This is a genomic window from Rhizobium sp. BK313 (genome assembly GCF_014193655.1).
Classification (GTDB): domain Bacteria; phylum Pseudomonadota; class Alphaproteobacteria; order Rhizobiales; family Rhizobiaceae; genus Rhizobium.
In genome coordinates, this window is sequence record NZ_JACHZQ010000004.1 from 195,420 (window position 1) to 210,131 (window position 14,712).

Here is a 14,712-nt window from a genome sequence, read left to right on the forward strand (position 1 = left end):
ATCCATAGATACTCCATAGTTGACAGCGCTAGCAATTAAAATTTGACAGCGCTGTCAACTATGTTACGCTTCGAGTATTTCGGAAGGGATGGGAGCCTTTCCGGGATTAAATCATGCCGATCAAAAATAGAAGGGGCGGGTTAATCTGCCTGAGGAGGAGGACTTCTATGCCGAAAGCTATCAAAGTAAGATCCGCTCGGATCGCCATGTTTTCCGTACCGCTTGTTGCGCTGCTCAGTGGTGCGGCCTATGCGGAACCAAAAGTTGTATCCGGACCCGCGGGCGATCCGCAATGCATGACGCTCTGGTCAGCCGATACGCAGTTTCTGCAGTATCCGAAGAAAGAGGGCCCCTATCGGATAGCGCTTGCCAACGGCTATATCGCCAATACCTGGCGCATCCAGATGGTGCAGACGGCCAAGGCTTACGCTTCGCAACCCGATGTTGCAGCCAAGCTGAAGGAGTTCAAGGTCGTATCGACGGGCGAAGATGTTCCCGCTCAGATATCGGCAATCAATAACTTCATCGACGCAGGCTATGACGCGATCGTCGTGAACGCGCAAAACCCAACCGCCTTCGGCCCGGTGATCAAACGCGCCAAGGAAGCCGGCGTCATCCTGGTCGCCTTTGACAACACGCTCGATACGAAAGACGCCATCAACGTCAATGTCGATCAAAAGGGTCTTGGTGTCATCTGGGCCGATTGGCTTGTGAAGCACATGCCCAATGGTGGCAAAGTTCTCGAGGTACGTGGGGTTGCCGGCACCTCTGTCGATACGGATCGGCACAATGGCATTAAGGAGACGCTGGATGCGTCCGGCAAGAAATTCAATGTGATGGAAGTCGTCGGCAAATGGGACGACAGCGTAGCGCAAAAGGCGACGGCGGACGCGATTGCGACCAACGGTCCCTTCGACGGTATCACGGCGCAGGGTGGCGATACCGGTGTCGTGCAGGCGATGATGGATGCGAAACATCCCTTCGTGCCCTTCGGCGGCGAGACGGAAAACGGCTTTCGCAAGCTCTGCGCCGCACATGCGGCCGACGGCCTGAAATGCGCATCTGCTGGAACCGGTCCAGCTCAGGTTGCGGTTGCCATCAAGACTGCGATTGCCGCCCTGGAAGGTCAGGTCGTACCCCAGGCAGTGAAGCTGCCGACGGCTCTCGTCCAAGATCCGGATTTCAAGGAAGGCGAGGATTATTATCCCAAGCAGTCCGACAACTTCTTTGTCGGCAACTCCTTCCCGACCTGCGGTATCAATTTCACGGCTCAGGAGATCATGGGGCAGACAAAGGAAAATCAATAATTACCTTTGCTTCCGGCGCTTGACTGCGGACCGTCGTGTCCGCAGTCTCGTTCTTGCTGCACCCGATGGGAGGTTGGGCGCGTGAGTTTATCCGAACCGTTTTTCCGGATGGAAGGCATATCCAAGCGCTATGGCGGTGTCGTCGCGCTGAAAGAGGCCAACATTGCCATTCGGCCGGGAGCCATCCACGCCGTTCTCGGCGAGAACGGTGCGGGCAAATCGACCCTTATCAAGATCATGGCGGGTGTCGTCGCCGCGGACGAAGGTCGGATGTTGCTCGACGGCAAAGAGGTGTCGTTCGCCACGCCTGCCGCGGCCAATAGCGCTGGGATCGTCTGCGTCTTCCAGGAACTGTCGCTGATCCCGGATCTGTCCGTGGCAGACAATATCGTCATCAGCAATCCGCCGCTGCGGTTCGGGATGATCGACCGCCGCAGGCAAAGATTGATTGCCAAGGAAGCCCTGGCACGCGCCGGCGCTTCCGATATCCATCCTTCCTCTTTGGTCAAGGACCTGCCGCTCTCGCGTCGCCAAATGGTCGAGATTGCCAAGGCGCTTGCCCGCAAACCGAGGATCATGATCCTCGACGAAGCAACCTCGGCGTTGACGCAACCCGATGTCGAAAAGGTGTTCAGCGTGCTGAAGCGGCTGCGCTCCGAGGGCATGGCGCTTATCTATATTTCGCATCGGATGCACGAGATTGCCGAATTGGCGGATGAATGCACCGTCTTTCGCAACGGTCGCAGTATCGAATCCTACCCGGCAGGGACGAAAAGCGATCATCAGGTGATCGAGCTGATGATCGGACGAGAATATACCAGCGTATTTCCGCCGAAACATACCCCGGAGGAGGGGCTCGCCCCGATCATCTCATGTCGGAACCTTTCCTGGGGCGACCGGCTTTCCGCCATAAGCTTCGACGTCAGGCCGGGCGAGATCGTCGGTCTCGGTGGTCTGGACGGGCAGGGGCAGCGCGAACTGCTACTGTCGCTGTTCGGCGTGCTGCGCGACGTTAGGGGCGATGTGCAGATTGCAGGCCGAAGCGTGACGATGAAGAGTCCTAAGCAGGCAAAATCCGCCGAGATGTCGATCGCGCTTATCCCGGAAGATCGCAAGACCGAGGGGCTCATGCTCCCTATGACCGTGCGCGAAAATCTCTCTATTGCCGCGCTTGGCAGTGTGTCCAACAGAGGCGTGATCGACCGCACTGCCGAGGCCGACCGGATCGAAGAGCTTCTCAAGCTGTTGGCGATCAAGGCTGCGACGATCGACATGCCGGTTGGATCACTCTCCGGCGGCAATCAGCAAAAGGTGGTTATTGCCAAATGGCTGATGAACCGACCAAAGATCGTTCTGCTGAATGATCCGACACGAGGCATCGATGTCGGCACCAAGCAGGAAATGTACCTCTTGCTTCGCAAGCTCTCGGAAGCCGGCGTCGCACTCATCTTCTATTCGACGGACTATGACGAACTGATCGGCTGCTGCGATCGGGTGCTTGTGATGTACGACGGCAAGATCGTCCGCGTGTTGGAAGGCTCCGATATCAACGAACGCGAATTGATTGGCAGCGCGCTTAACATCGGTGCACACCTGACAGAACAGAAGGTCGGCCAATGAAAGAGATACCGCACGGCGAGTGGCGCTTCTGGTATGCGCAACACAAGGGGACCCTGCTGGCTGCGGCGCTCTTTGTCGTCATGTTCGCAATCTACGTCTCGAACCATCCGGCCGGGTTTAGCCCGAATGTCGTGCAGACCGCATCGAACAAGGCGGTATTGCTCGCTTTCGTGGCGATGGCGCAATGTTTTGTGGTCATCACTGCGGGTATCGATCTGTCTGTTGGTATGATCCTCGTCGTTTGCAATTGTCTCGCCTCATGGCTTGTCGTCGGAACGCCATTTGAGACCGCTTTGGGTGTCGTCGCCGTCCTTTTGACGGGGCTTGCCTGCGGCATGCTGAACGGGTTGATCATCATCTTCGGACGACTGCAGCCGATCGTGACCACGATCGCGACAAGCGCAATCTTTTTCGGGTTTGCCCTGGTGTTGCGTCCGACGCCCGGCGGTGCGGTGAACGAGACGCTGGCGGATGCCTTTACCTCCAAGCTTTTCGGTGTCATCCCCGCAAGTCTGGTGGTTCTTGCGGCCACTCTCCTGATCTTCTGGATCCCGTTCAGCCGGTCGGTTTTGGGCCGTGCTGCCTATGCGGCGGGATCTGCCGAAAACGCCGCCTACATGTCCGGCATGCCGATCAAGCGTGCGAAGTTTGCAGCCTATGCACTGGCGGGATTGATGTCGGGGATCGGTGGGCTCTATCTGACATTCTTTTCCTATACCGGTGAAGCTGCATTCGCGAGCGGCAATGCCTATACGCTGTATTCGATTGCGGCCGTGGTGCTTGGCGGCGTTTCGCTGGCAGGTGGAAAAGGTGGTGCAGTCGGGGCCGTCTTCGGCGCGCTGGCTTTTCGGACGATCGGCGATCTCTTGTTCGTCTTCGATCTCGATCCTCTCTGGCAACCCCTGTTCCAGGGTATCGTCCTCCTGCTGGCGATCAGCATCGGCTGCATGGGCCTGGCGCGGGTTCGCAATCGTCTGGAGTGGTTTCAATGAGTGAGGATGCATCCCTCATGCGGCGATCCGGCTTACCCGCGCGCCTGCGCCGCGTCGATCCGGCGGTGGCAATCGCCTTCGGCTGCATCCTGCTACTTCTTCTCGGAGGATCCCTCTATTCGTCGAACTTCCTGTCGCCGGACTATCTGTTGCAACAGTTGAAGGTCGCCTCGTTTCTCGGCGTCATCGCAACTGGCATGATGATGGTCATTCTCATCGGTCAGATCGATCTGTCCGTCCCCTGGGTCGTCGCCGCAGGAGCGATGATGGCCTGCGCCGCAACCGCCTATGGCGGCTTCGGATCGTTTCTAGCCATCCCGTTCGGGATCTTGTGCGGCGCGGTAATTGGTGCGGTCAACGGCCTTGCGGTTGCCTACCTGCGCATTCCGTCGATGATCATCACGCTTGCGACGAACGCGGTCGTACAGGGATTGATGGTCGTCTATACCGGGGGCTTCGCGCCTCAGGATTCGGCATCGGCTGCCATGCGCTTTCTGGCAATCGGCTATCTGATCCCCGCGATTCCAAATGGTGTGCTCGTCTGGCTGGTTGTCGGCATTCTGGCCGTTTTCCTGCTTACAAGGACAACATTCGGCCGTTCGCTGTATGCAATCGGCAACCGGGAAAGAGCCGCCTACATGTCGGGGATCGACACGCGCCGCATCACTCTGTTGGCGTTCGTCATTTCCGGTTCGCTCAGCGCCCTTGGCGGCGTATTGTTAGCCGGCTACGCCTCCAAGGCATCACAATCGATGGGAGACGCATATCTCTTGCCGTCGATTGCGGCGGTCGTTCTCGGCGGCACTCATGTGCTTGGCGGCAAAGGGTCGTATCTTGGAACTGTTGCCGGCGTCATCCTGATCACCCTTCTCCAATCCATCTTATCCGTCATGCAGATCGAAGAAGCCGGACGGCAGCTCATCTATGGTGTCGTCATTATCTGCATGCTGCTGCTCTATGGGCGACAAAAGCTTAGTTAGAGATACGTTGATTGTACAATCTGCGCCGAGCGCTCCGGCGACGTAAAAATGCGCAGCCAACTTCATGACCATCCACACTTGAAATGCCCTTCCGCTTCCGGCAAACAGCCGGTGGAAAGAGGACGCGGAAATGAGGCACATCTACATTGTCGGCATCGGAACGGGCAATCCCGAGCACATGACCGTGCAGGCGATCAACGCGCTGAACGAGGTGGACGTCGTCTTCATTCCCAGCAAGGGTGCGGCCAAGGCCGAGCTTGCCGATGTCCGGAAAGACGTCTGCCAACGCTATGTTACGAATGACGCTGTCCGTTTCATCGACTACGCCGTACCGGTGCGCCAGACGGCGGACCGCAGCTATGTCCAAAGCGTCGATGACTGGCACGCACAGATTTCGTCGACCTACGAAAGGCTGTTCCAGGATCATATGGCGGAAGGCGGAAGTGCCGCCTTTCTCGTCTGGGGCGACCCCAGTCTCTACGACAGTACCATCCGCATCATCGAGCGGGTGCGGGCACGGGACCTCGTTGCCCTCGACTACAGCGTCATTCCTGGAATAACCAGCATCCAGGCGCTGACGGCAAGCCACCGCATTCCGCTCAACCTCGTCGGAAAGCCGGTGCAGATCACCACTGGTCGCCGGCTGACCGAGAGTTTTCCGGGTATCGTCGAAACCGCCGTCGTCATGCTCGATGGCGAGCAGGCCTTCAGCAAGATCGACGATCCCGATGCCTATATCTATTGGGGCGCCTATCTCGGCACAAAGGATGAGATCACTATCGCCGGCCGACTTGCCGATGTGTCTGATCGTATCGTGGCGACCCGGGCGGAAGCGCGGGCGAGGCATGGTTGGATCATGGATATCTATCTGCTGCGCAAAGGCGAGGATTTCGACGATCAGGTGTGACGCATTGCGCCGTCGCCAAATTGTTTGCCCGCCGGGTAGGATTATGTAAGGACATCTCCTTCGGGAAGGATGGGCTTATGGCAATGGCCGACAGGCAAGTTATGGAAGAGGGCGATATCTCCTCGTCGGAGGACGTCGATGCTTTTGCCTGCGTTCCGCACGGACCATCGATGGCCCGCGGAGCCTGCCCATCGCTCAGTGCTCCAATGATCACCGGTGACGGACTGCTCGTTCGGCTGCGCCCGACGACAGCGGGCCTGACGATCGGACAATTCCGAGCACTTGCCCAGGCGGCTGCCAGACACGGCAACGGATTTATCGAGATTACGGCGCGCGGCAATCTTCAACTGCGCGGCATGAGCGCGGAAAGCATGACCGGCCTCGCAGCGGACATCGATCGCGCCGGCATCCTCCCGGAGACCGGCGTCACGATAGAGGTTCCGCCACTCAGCGGATTGGATCCGCAGGAGATCGCCGATGCCCGGGAGTTGGCCACGCTGCTTCGCCAGCGGATCACCGCGCTTGATCCTCAGCCGATACTGGCACCGAAGCTGACCATCATCATCGATGCCGGCGGGCGACTGAACCTCGATTCGATCTCCGCGGATATTCGGCTGAAGGCGGCAAGAGGCTCCGACGGTTCAATCATATGGGCTCTCGCAATAGACGGCACGGCACAGAAGGCGAAGGCTCTCGCATCCCTCACCACCGAACAATCCATACGCGCTGTCGTCGGGCTGCTGAAAACGCTGGCGCGTCTCGGGTCACGCGCACGCGGCCGCGATCTCGATGTGGATGGTCTGCGAACGGAATATCAGTCGTCGGAAGCCAGTGCACTCGGCACAGCCGCCCCGCATGTTTCGCCGATCGGCATTCACCATCTCGGCGGCAACCGTCTCGCTCTCGGCCTGCGTCCATCCTTCGGGCAAATCCACGCGAGAGACATCCTCGGCTTTCTCGCCATTGCTGAAGCTGCCGGAGCAAACGAAATCCGCACTGCGCCGGAGCACGCCCTCCTAGTGTTGGGCCTTGATGTCCAAGCGGCCGGAGACGTTCAATTGGCCGCGGCCGGCTCAGGTTTTCGAACGCATGCGGATGATCCGTTAAACCACATAGATGTCTGCTCCGGGGCAGGGGCTTGCGCCTCTGCCTTCTACGCAACGAAATCCGCAGCAGCGGATCTTCTCGACGTAGTCCCCGAACTGCTCGACGGCTCGCTCACAATCCACCTGTCCGGTTGCCGCAAGGGTTGTGCCCGGCCGGGTGAGGCCGCTCTCACTATTGTCGGTGCGCCAATGGGCTATGGCATTGTCGTAAATGGGTCCGCATCGAGCGAGCCTGTGGCTTACATCGGAAAAGAAGAGCTAAAATTCGCGCTGGGGCAGATAAGCCGGGTGGTGCGGACTAACAAAGTTGCTGGCGAATCGGCGGAGGAGTGTCTTACACGGCTCGGCACTGACGCGATCGTTACAGCGCTACGACAGGGGTAGGAATGCCTGACTATGATTACATCCGCGAGGGGAATGCGATCTACGAACGCTCCTTCGCGATCATTCGCAGCGAGGCCGATCTGTCGCGCTTTTCGGATGCGGAGGCCGATGTCGCTGTGCGCATGATCCATGCCTGCGGCCTGGTCGAAGCATCCGAGCATTTCGTTTTCTCTTCTGATTTCGTCGCCGCTGCCCGCACGGCGCTCGCCAACGGCGCGCCGATCTTCTGCGACGCCGAGATGGTCGCGCACGGTGTTACGCGGGCGCGCCTGCCGGCGGCCAATGAGGTGATCTGTACGCTACATGATCCCCGCACATCGGAACTGGCGAAGGCGACCGGCAACACCCGCTCGGCAGCCGCAATGCATCTTTGGGGCGATCGTCTGGCCGGCGCTGTTGTTGCCATCGGCAATGCGCCGACGGCGCTGTTCCACCTCCTCGAAATGCTGCGTGATGGCGCGCCGAAGCCGGCTGTCATCATCGGCATGCCCGTCGGATTCGTGGGTGCTGCAGAATCCAAGGACGCGCTGGCGGAAAATTCTTACGGCGTTCCCTACGCCATCGTTCGGGGCCGTCTTGGCGGCAGTGCCATCACCGCCGCCGCGATCAATGCACTGGCGAGGCCTGGCCTATGAGCGCGCATTCCACCGGCCGGCTGATCGGGGTCGGCACCGGGCCTGGTGATCCCGAATTATTGACCGTCAAAGCCGTCAGAGTCTTGGAGAAAGCCGAAGTCGTCGCCTATTTCGCCAAGCAGGGGAGAAACGGCAACGGCCGCGCCGTCGTCGGGGATCTGCTTAGGACAGACGTGACGCTGCTGCCGCTTTACTATCCCGTGACGACGGAGATCGACAAGGATAAGGCGGAGTACAAGAGCCAGATTACCGATTTCTATAATGCCTCTGCCGAAATGGTCGCCGCCTATCTGAAGGCTGGCAAGACGGTAGCGGTGCTCAGTGAAGGCGACCCGCTGTTCTACGGCTCCTATATGCATCTGCATGTGCGTCTTGCCGACCGTTATCCGACAGAAGTTATTCCCGGGGTGACTGCGATGTCGGGCTGCTGGTCGTTGGCTGGACTGCCGATGGTGCAGGGGGATGATGTTCTTTCCGTACTGCCGGGCACCATGGCGGAAGCTGAACTTGCCCGCCGCCTTGCCGACACGCAAGCAGCCGTGATCATGAAGGTCGGCCGCAACTTGCCGAAAATCCGCCGTGCCCTTGAAGCCGCAGGGCGCCTTGAGGAGGCAATTTATGTTGAGCGCGGCACGATGACGAACGGTGCGATGACGCCACTCACGGAGAGGGGAGACACCGAAGCGCCCTATTTCTCGCTGATCCTCGTTCCCGGTTGGAAAGACAAGCCATGAGCGGCCGCCTCTATGTCATCGGCACTGGTCCCGGCAATCCGGCACAGATGACGCCGGAAGCCCTGGCGGCTGTGGCCGACGCGGCTGAATTTTTCGGTTACGGCCCCTATCTCGATCGCCTATCCCTGCGGCCGGATCAGACCCGGCACGCCTCCGACAACCGCGAGGAGTTGGATCGGGCCAAGTCAGCGTTGGAGCGTGCGGCTGCCGGGGCAAACGTCTGCGTCGTCTCCGGTGGCGATCCCGGTGTTTTTGCCATGGCGGCGGCAGTGTGCGAGGCGATCGACAACGGGCCGAACGAATGGCGAGAGGTCGATCTCGTCATTGTGCCGGGCATTACCGCCATGCTTGCTGTCGCCGCACGTATCGGCGCGCCGTTAGGACACGATTTCTGCGCCATTTCCCTGTCGGATAACCTAAAGCCATGGGGTCTAATAGAAAATAGACTGCGCTTGGTTGCGGAAGCGGGGCTTGTGATCGCCCTCTACAATCCCATCAGCAAGGCGCGCCCCTGGCAGCTCGGCAAAGCCTTCGACATCTTGCGCGAAGTTCTGCCGGCGGACATTCCTGTCGTTTTCGGCCGCGCTGCGGGCCGGCCGGACGAGCGCATGACAATTGCGAGGCTGGCAGATGCGGAAGCGTCGAGCGCGGATATGGCGACCTGCGTCATCATCGGTTCGGCCGAGACACGTGTGATTGCCCGGGAAACAAAACCCGATCTGGTCTATACGCCACGCTTCGTCAAGGAAGGAGCGAGATGATCGATACGATGCAGCGCCGCCTCGACAGTCTCGACCGCCAGCATATCGGCGGCGGGCGCGCGCTCGATCATGATCACCTCGATGCCGAGCTGCCGCGCCGCCTCGATTTTCGCGTAGGTCGCACTGCCTCCGCTGTTCTTCGTCACGATCACATCGATACGATATTGCCGCAACATGACCAATTCGTCTTCCAGCCGGAATGGACCCTTGGCATGGATATAGGTAACGCTGGGCACCGTCAGCGGCAGCTCGACCGGGTCGACGCTGCGCACCCAATACTGATGGATGGGCGCGGCATTGGCCTGATGCGCTTCCTGTCGGCCGATCGCCAGAAAGACGTTGAGAGGCGAGGGGCCGAGGGCCGTAATTGCCTTCGAAACACTTTGCACCGAGCGCCAGCGATCGCCCTCGACCGGCAGCCAGGCTGGGCGGCGAAGTGCAAAAGCCTGGATACCACTGAGGTCAGCAGCTTGCGCAGCGTTGGCGGAAATCCGGGCGGCGAAGGGATGGGTCGCGTCGATCAGCAGATCGATCGCCTCGTCCTTCAAATAGCGGGCAAGACCCTCCGCACCACCGAAACCACCGCTACGCACGGGAACGGGCTGCGGGGCCGGATCAACGGTTCTGCCGGCCAGCGACAGCACGACGTCAAGATCGGCGCGCGACGCCAACGCCCCCGCCAAATGACGGGCTTCCGTCGTACCGCCCAAAATCAGAATGCGGGTCTTACCCATGTCTGAGATGCCTCCCGCTCAACGCTGGCTTATTCTTATCGGCATCGGCGAAGACGGTCCAGCCGGGCTTGGCGACGAGGCCAAGCGGTTGATTGCTGCAGCGCCTGTCGTCTTCGGCGGCACTCGGCATATCGAACTGATGCATACTCTGATCAAGGGCGAGACGCATAGCTGGCTAAGCCCTTTCGAGAAATCCATCGAAGCCGTGCTAGCGCGACGCGGCATGTCGACCGTCGTCCTAGCCTCCGGTGACCCCTTCTATTACGGGGTAGGCGCCACGCTCTCGCGGAGTGTTCCGGCATCCGAGATGACGGTCATTCCGGCACCCTCTTCCTTCAGCCTTGCCGCGTCGCGCCTCGGCTGGCCTTTGCAGGACGTGACCGTTCTTTCCCTGCATGGCCGACCGCTCGACCTCGTCCGTCCGCATCTCCACCCAGGTCGCAAAATCCTTGCCTTGGCCTCTGATGGTCAAGGTCCCGCCGGTCTTGCGCGTTTATTGCAGGAGAGTGGATTTGGGCAATCGACGCTGACAGTTCTCGAAGCCCTGGGTGGGCTCCATGAACGGGTCTCGACGCAGCGGGCCGCCGATTTCACGCTCTCCGGCATCAATGGTTTGAATGTTTGCGGCATCGAAGTCGTGGCAGGCGATGGCGCTCGCATCCTGCCGCTCAGCGTCGGGCTCGATGACAGCCTGTTCGAGCATGACGGCCAGATCACCAAACGGGAAATCCGGGCGATGACCTTGTCAGCGTTGTCGCCACGCCATGGTGAATTGCTGTGGGATATAGGCGCCGGCTCCGGCTCCATCGGCATCGAATGGATGCTGGCCCATCCTTCGATTCGCGCCATCGCCGTCGAATCCTCCAGCGAGCGCGCTGCCCGCATCCGTCGTAACGCCGCGAATTTCGGCGTTCCAGGGCTTACCGTCATCGAAGGACTGGCGCCACATGCACTCGCCGGTCTTCCGACACCCGATGCGGTCTTCGTTGGGGGTGGCGGCAGCGATGCGGGTGTTATGGACGCGGCCATTGCTGGGTTGAAGGGAGGAGGGCGGCTGGTTGCCAATGCGGTAACGACCGAGATGGAGGCGCTCCTGCTTGCCGAACATGCCCGTCGTGGCGGCTCGTTGATCCGCATCGATATCGCCCGCGCAGCACCCATTGGCAGTATGACCGGCTGGCGGCCGGCAATGCCGGTAACGCAATGGTCCTGGGTCAAACCATCAGAATGAAGAACGAGGTAGCTGAATGACGGTGCATTTCATAGGAGCAGGGCCGGGGGCTGCGGACTTGATCACCGTACGCGGCAGAGACCTGATCGGTAAATGCCCGGTCTGCCTCTATGCTGGGTCAATCGTCTCGCCGGAACTCCTGCAATATTGCCCGCCCGGTGCCCGCATCGTTGATACCGCGCCGATGTCGCTGGACGAGATCGAGGCCGAATATCTGAAGGCTGCAGCATCGGGCGAGGATGTCGCCCGCCTGCATTCCGGTGACCTCTCCGTCTGGAGTGCCGTTGCCGAGCAGATCCGCCGTCTGGAGAAGCACGGTATCGCCTATACACTGACGCCCGGCGTTCCCGCCTTTGCGGCGGCGGCGTCTGCCCTTGGGCGCGAGCTGACCATACCCGCCGTTGCGCAAAGTCTTGTCCTGACCCGCGTTTCCGGCCGCGCCTCGCCAATGCCGAACAATGAAACCCTGGAAAAATTCGGCGCCACGGGCGCAACGCTCGCCATCCATCTCGCGATCCACGCGCTTGGGCAGGTGGTCGAGGAATTGACACCGCTTTACGGCACAGATTGCCCGGTCGCGATCGTTGTCAAAGCGTCCTGGCCGGATGAGCGCATTCTTCGCGGCACGCTGGGCACGATCGAGGCTATGGTCGCGGCCGAGCCAATCGAGCGTACCGCGCTGATCTTCGTCGGCCCATCGCTGGCCGTCAGCGATTTCCGCGAAAGCTCGCTCTACGATCCCGCCTATCAGCGCCGCTTTCGAGGCAGGGAATAAACGGCGACGCCGTTGCAATTTTCGCCGAAATTTCCTCTAGTCGATCCATTCTGCAAAGGGGAAAGAGATGCAGCGCATCACCATTACGATCGACGACGATCTTCTGGAAACGATCGATAAGATCAGCGAACAGCGCGGCTATGCCAGCCGCTCGGAAACGCTGCGCGACCTCGTGCGTGACGCCGTCACTCGCGAACAGGCGGCCGTCAACAGTGAAACAGAATGCTACGCAACTCTGACCTACGTCTACGAGCACGAAACCCGCGATCTCTCCCGCCGCCTGACGACGACGCAACATCATCACCACGATCTCTCGGTCTCCACGCTGCATGTCCATGTCGACGGACACGACTGCCTGGAGGTTTCAGTGCTGAAGGGCACGGTTGAAGAGGTCAAATCCTTCGCTGACAGCGTGGTGACGCAACGCGGCGTGCGCTTCGGGAATTTGCATATCATTCCGTCGGAGCACGATCCACAAAATCGGCCGCACTCGCACGATTGATCAATGAGTCGAGATAGTTTCTCGCATCGCAGCCATCAAACCTGCGCAGTCAAATACGCCATGCTTTCCTTCAATGCCTCCACCGGCTCCTTCAGCGCATGCACATCCGGCGCAAAGGGCTCGAAAGAGAAGGGGCCAGCATAGCCGGCTGATAACAGCGCCCGCATCTGTCCAGCATTATCCAAACGGTCGTTGGCATCGACCAAGACGCGGTGCGGGTCGCGCATATCAAAAACCGACACAGCGGGATCGCTGACGCCGGAGATATGCACCAAGCCGGTGAGTTCGGGGAAGATCGCCGTCTCGCCGGCGAGGTGGTGATGGAAGGTGTCGTGGACAAGACGGAAGGTCGATTGTGCGCCGAGCTCCTCGATGACAGCGGCAGCCTCCGTCTTCGAACGCAGCGAGCAGATCTCGAAGCCGAGCGGCTCGACGAGGCCGATAATCCCGGCGGCATCCAGCATCGGCTTCAGTGCCGTCAAGGCAGTCACAAGGTGCTGCTTGCGCGCCTCTGGCTCCCTGCCGCTGCCATCATTGACGGGGACAAGCACCAGGGCCTTCGCACCGCAATCCCGCGCAAAGCCGATGAGTTCGGCCGCCTCTTTGGCACGAACCTCATTCCACTCGTTGAAACGCTGCAACGCATTTATTGAAATGATCGTCAGCCCATAACGCGCTGCGAGTTCCTTGACCGTTGCTGCCGGCGTGCCGTCCAGGATCGCATTGCCGGCCAAATCATTGCGGATTTCGACGCTGTCGATGCCGAGTCTTCCTGCCGCGGAAAAGAACGATTCCAGGCTCAGGGACGGCGCGCACATATGATTGAGCGCGAAACGAATAGAATTCATGGCAGGCATTCCTCCTCCTGGGCGCCGGCCCAACAGAAAGCCGATCGCCGTGCGTACCTTCGAATGACTACCGAGAATCATCCAGCCGATCCACAGGCGAGCGCCGGCTTCTTCCATCATTCATGATAGAAATATGCCGCGCGATGATGGGATTCCATCATTCCCCTCTAAATGTTTTCCGACACAAAAATGTCGAAGGGCAGGAAGGATTGCCCCGGCATCGCCGCTTCACCGCGCTCGACGGCGCCGATCATCAAACCAAACAACTCCTTGCAGAGCGAGGGGAGAGGCGTGCCGATGACCATGGTGACGACATCGTCGGCGAGCGCCGCTTTCGATTCCGACGTTAGTTCGTTGACCACAACGATCAGCTTGCCGGCAAGCCCTTCCTCGCGAATGGCGGAAATCGCGCCCTCCATGCCGCCGCCACAGACATAAAAACCGATGAGATCAGGATGTTTCTGCAGCAGGTTGAGTGTTGTCTCATGGGTGATTTCCGCAGTGTCCAAATTGATCAGCGTATCCAGCACCTCGAAATCAGGCGCGTTCTCGCGAAAATAGGAGCGAAAGCCGATCTCGCGCAGTTCATGGCCGTGAAATCGGTGGCTTCCGACGAAGCAGGCGACCTTGCCTTTATGGTGAGCGGATCTGGCGATCGTCCAGGCAGCTGTGCGTCCGACTTTGCGGTTGTCGACGCCAACATAGGTTTCGCGCACGCCTGTCGCGAAATCGGAGAGCAGGGAAAAGACGGGAATGCCTTTCTCCTTCAATTCCTCCACCGCGGCCGTCACCGCCGGATAGTCCGGTGCAACCAGGGCGACTGCCTGGCTCCGCGCCGCCATGGCTTTCAGCTTCTCGACAATCGCCGTCGGTGTCGATGCAGCGACGAAATCGACTTGCGCGTGGATGCGTGCCGTAGAGACCGCTTGCGCTGCCGCGCCAATCTCCTTGGCGAACGACTGATAGAACGGCTGGGACGGCTTCTGTAGCACAAAGCCCAATCGGTATTGCGGCAGATCCTCGAAAACGCGCTGCCGTAGCAAACCGACAGCATGGTAGCCGATCGATTGCGCCGCCTCGTATACACGCCGGGCAGTCTCTTCCCGGACACGATGCCGTCCGTTCAGCACGCGGTCGATCGTGGCGACGCTGACGCCGGATTCTTTTGCGAGATCGGAAATGGTTGGACGGCGCAT

At 59.9% G+C, this 14,712-nt stretch carries 15 protein-coding genes; 12 read left to right on the forward strand and 3 right to left on the reverse strand.

The window, feature by feature from the left end; genetic code table 11:
* Positions 1 to 167: 167 nt before the first annotated feature.
* The 9 genes from FHT86_RS21220 (at position 168) to FHT86_RS21260 (ending at position 9,426) form a co-directional block, all read left to right on the forward strand.
* Entirely contained in the window at positions 168 to 1,307 is a 1,140-nt protein-coding gene (locus FHT86_RS21220; protein ID WP_133709454.1) for a sugar ABC transporter substrate-binding protein, read from the forward strand.
* Positions 1,308 to 1,388: 81 nt separating this feature from the next.
* Positions 1,389 to 2,927 (forward strand): sugar ABC transporter ATP-binding protein, encoded by a 1,539-nt coding sequence (locus tag FHT86_RS21225; protein WP_133709455.1) that lies wholly within the window; start codon positions 1,389 to 1,391, stop codon positions 2,925 to 2,927.
* Positions 2,924 to 3,919 carry an ABC transporter permease gene (locus tag FHT86_RS21230; RefSeq protein WP_133709456.1) on the forward strand — a complete coding sequence of 332 codons (996 nt, stop codon included), beginning with the start codon at positions 2,924 to 2,926 and terminating at the stop codon, positions 3,917 to 3,919. The genes FHT86_RS21225 and FHT86_RS21230 overlap by 4 nt, the downstream gene beginning before the upstream one ends.
* Positions 3,916 to 4,899 carry an ABC transporter permease gene (locus FHT86_RS21235; protein WP_133709457.1) on the forward strand — a complete coding sequence of 328 codons (984 nt, stop codon included), beginning with the start codon at positions 3,916 to 3,918 and terminating at the stop codon, positions 4,897 to 4,899. The genes FHT86_RS21230 and FHT86_RS21235 overlap by 4 nt, the downstream gene beginning before the upstream one ends.
* A gap of 130 nt (positions 4,900 to 5,029) precedes the next feature.
* Positions 5,030 to 5,806, forward strand: a complete 777-nt coding sequence (cobF, locus tag FHT86_RS21240) for a precorrin-6A synthase (deacetylating) (protein ID WP_133709458.1) — start codon at positions 5,030 to 5,032, stop codon at positions 5,804 to 5,806.
* Positions 5,807 to 5,883: 77 nt separating this feature from the next.
* Positions 5,884 to 7,296: a precorrin-3B synthase gene (cobG, locus tag FHT86_RS21245; protein WP_133709459.1), complete on the forward strand. Its 1,413-nt coding sequence runs from the start codon at positions 5,884 to 5,886 to the stop codon at positions 7,294 to 7,296.
* A gap of 2 nt (positions 7,297 to 7,298) precedes the next feature.
* A complete protein-coding gene (locus tag FHT86_RS21250; RefSeq protein WP_133709460.1) occupies positions 7,299 to 7,931 on the forward strand; it encodes a precorrin-8X methylmutase in 633 nt (210 codons plus the stop codon).
* The gene (locus FHT86_RS21255) at positions 7,928 to 8,665 is read left to right on the forward strand and encodes a precorrin-2 C(20)-methyltransferase (protein WP_133709461.1); all 738 of its coding nucleotides are present in this window, start codon (positions 7,928 to 7,930) and stop codon (positions 8,663 to 8,665) included. The genes FHT86_RS21250 and FHT86_RS21255 overlap by 4 nt, the downstream gene beginning before the upstream one ends.
* The gene (locus FHT86_RS21260; RefSeq protein ID WP_133709462.1) at positions 8,662 to 9,426 is read left to right on the forward strand and encodes a precorrin-3B C(17)-methyltransferase; all 765 of its coding nucleotides are present in this window, start codon (positions 8,662 to 8,664) and stop codon (positions 9,424 to 9,426) included. Before FHT86_RS21255 ends, FHT86_RS21260 begins: the two co-directional genes overlap by 4 nt.
* On the opposite strand, the gene FHT86_RS21265 is transcribed toward FHT86_RS21260, so the two are convergent.
* Positions 9,390 to 10,160, reverse strand: coding sequence for a cobalt-precorrin-6A reductase (locus FHT86_RS21265; protein WP_133709463.1), 771 nt, complete (start codon positions 10,158 to 10,160; stop codon positions 9,390 to 9,392). The two genes, FHT86_RS21260 and FHT86_RS21265, sit on opposite strands and share 37 nt — an antisense overlap.
* Here FHT86_RS21265 and cbiE point away from each other — a divergent pair.
* The 3 genes from cbiE to nikR all read left to right on the forward strand — a co-directional run bounded on the left by cbiE (position 10,159) and on the right by nikR (position 12,668).
* Positions 10,159 to 11,391, forward strand: a complete 1,233-nt coding sequence (gene cbiE, locus FHT86_RS21270; RefSeq protein WP_133709464.1) for a precorrin-6y C5,15-methyltransferase (decarboxylating) subunit CbiE — start codon at positions 10,159 to 10,161, stop codon at positions 11,389 to 11,391. The genes FHT86_RS21265 and cbiE overlap by 2 nt on opposite strands.
* 16 nt (positions 11,392 to 11,407) lie before the next feature.
* Entirely contained in the window at positions 11,408 to 12,166 is a 759-nt protein-coding gene (gene cobM, locus FHT86_RS21275; RefSeq protein ID WP_133709465.1) for a precorrin-4 C(11)-methyltransferase, read from the forward strand.
* A gap of 67 nt (positions 12,167 to 12,233) precedes the next feature.
* Entirely contained in the window at positions 12,234 to 12,668 is a 435-nt protein-coding gene (nikR, locus tag FHT86_RS21280) for a nickel-responsive transcriptional regulator NikR (protein ID WP_133709466.1), read from the forward strand.
* 35 nt (positions 12,669 to 12,703) lie between these two features.
* On the opposite strand, the gene FHT86_RS21285 is transcribed toward nikR, so the two are convergent.
* A complete protein-coding gene (locus FHT86_RS21285) occupies positions 12,704 to 13,516 on the reverse strand; it encodes a TIM barrel protein (protein WP_133709467.1) in 813 nt (270 codons plus the stop codon).
* A 167-nt stretch (positions 13,517 to 13,683) separates the two neighbouring features.
* Positions 13,684 to 14,712 (reverse strand): LacI family DNA-binding transcriptional regulator, encoded by a 1,029-nt coding sequence (locus tag FHT86_RS21290; RefSeq protein ID WP_133709468.1) that lies wholly within the window; start codon positions 14,710 to 14,712, stop codon positions 13,684 to 13,686.

What these genes read in the sequence shown, in the direction of transcription:
- FHT86_RS21250 (WP_133709460.1), top strand. Translation starts at nt 7,299, where the DNA reads ATGCCTGACTATGATTACATCCGCGAGGGGAATGCGATCTACGAACGC.
- FHT86_RS21230 (WP_133709456.1), top strand. Translation starts at nt 2,924, where the DNA reads ATGAAAGAGATACCGCACGGCGAGTGGCGCTTCTGGTATGCGCAACAC.
- FHT86_RS21290 (WP_133709468.1), bottom strand. Translation starts at nt 14,712, where the DNA reads ATGCGCCGTCCAACCATTTCCGATCTCGCAAAAGAATCCGGCGTCAGC.
- FHT86_RS21255 (WP_133709461.1), top strand. Translation starts at nt 7,928, where the DNA reads ATGAGCGCGCATTCCACCGGCCGGCTGATCGGGGTCGGCACCGGGCCT.
- FHT86_RS21220 (WP_133709454.1), top strand. Translation starts at nt 168, where the DNA reads ATGCCGAAAGCTATCAAAGTAAGATCCGCTCGGATCGCCATGTTTTCC.
- cobF (WP_133709458.1), top strand. Translation starts at nt 5,030, where the DNA reads ATGAGGCACATCTACATTGTCGGCATCGGAACGGGCAATCCCGAGCAC.
- FHT86_RS21285 (WP_133709467.1), bottom strand. Translation starts at nt 13,516, where the DNA reads ATGAATTCTATTCGTTTCGCGCTCAATCATATGTGCGCGCCGTCCCTG.
- cobG (WP_133709459.1), top strand. Translation starts at nt 5,884, where the DNA reads ATGGCAATGGCCGACAGGCAAGTTATGGAAGAGGGCGATATCTCCTCG.
- nikR (WP_133709466.1), top strand. Translation starts at nt 12,234, where the DNA reads ATGCAGCGCATCACCATTACGATCGACGACGATCTTCTGGAAACGATC.
- cobM (WP_133709465.1), top strand. Translation starts at nt 11,408, where the DNA reads ATGACGGTGCATTTCATAGGAGCAGGGCCGGGGGCTGCGGACTTGATC.
- FHT86_RS21260 (WP_133709462.1), top strand. Translation starts at nt 8,662, where the DNA reads ATGAGCGGCCGCCTCTATGTCATCGGCACTGGTCCCGGCAATCCGGCA.
- cbiE (WP_133709464.1), top strand. Translation starts at nt 10,159, where the DNA reads ATGTCTGAGATGCCTCCCGCTCAACGCTGGCTTATTCTTATCGGCATC.
- FHT86_RS21235 (WP_133709457.1), top strand. Translation starts at nt 3,916, where the DNA reads ATGAGTGAGGATGCATCCCTCATGCGGCGATCCGGCTTACCCGCGCGC.
- FHT86_RS21265 (WP_133709463.1), bottom strand. Translation starts at nt 10,160, where the DNA reads ATGGGTAAGACCCGCATTCTGATTTTGGGCGGTACGACGGAAGCCCGT.